Genomic DNA, 770 nt, shown 5'->3' with positions numbered 1-770 from the left:
GCAAGGATCTTGGCAACCACGCCGGCGCCGACGGTACGACCGCCTTCGCGGATGGCGAAGCGCAGGCCTTCTTCCATCGCGATCGGGTTGATCAGCTTGACGGTGATCGACACGTTATCGCCTGGCATGACCATTTCCTTGTCCGCTGGCAGCTCGATCGAGCCGGTCACGTCGGTGGTACGGAAATAGAACTGCGGACGGTAGTTGTTGAAGAATGGCGTGTGACGGCCGCCTTCATCTTTCGACAGAACGTAGATCTCGCCGGTGAAGTGGTTGTGCGGCTTGATCGAACCTGGCTTTGCCAGGACCTGACCACGCTGGACATCTTCACGCTTGGTGCCGCGCAGCAGCAGACCGACGTTGTCGCCGGCTTGACCCTGGTCCAGCAGCTTGCGGAACATTTCCACGCCGGTGCAGGTGGTCTTGACGGTGTCGATGATGCCGACGATTTCGATTTCTTCGCCGACTTTCACGATACCGCGCTCGACGCGACCGGTCACGACGGTGCCGCGACCCGAGATCGAGAACACGTCTTCGACTGGCATCAGGAAGGCGCCGTCAACAGCGCGCTCTGGCGTCGGGATGTAGGTGTCGAGGGCATGTGCCAGCGCGATGATGCAGTCTTCGCCCATCTCGCCTGGTTTGCCTTCCAGTGCCATACGTGCCGAACCTTTGATGATTGGCACGTCGTCGCCTGGGAACTCGTACTTCGACAACAACTCACGCACTTCCATTTCGACCAGTTCCAGCAGCTCTGCGTCGTCGACCAG

The 770-nt window shown here is 60.0% G+C and carries 1 protein-coding gene; it reads right to left on the bottom strand.

What is annotated here, in order from left to right; genetic code table 11:
* A partial coding sequence (locus ACHAC9_RS24505) for an elongation factor Tu (RefSeq protein ID WP_435764420.1) occupies window positions 1–770 on the bottom strand: 770 nt, incomplete at both ends.

This window comes from Massilia sp. CMS3.1 (assembly GCF_051262535.1).
In the GTDB taxonomy this organism is placed as follows: domain Bacteria; phylum Pseudomonadota; class Gammaproteobacteria; order Burkholderiales; family Burkholderiaceae_D; genus Telluria.
The sequence above is the reverse complement of the archived record's forward strand: the minus strand, read 5'-3'. Positions and strand labels throughout refer to the sequence as shown.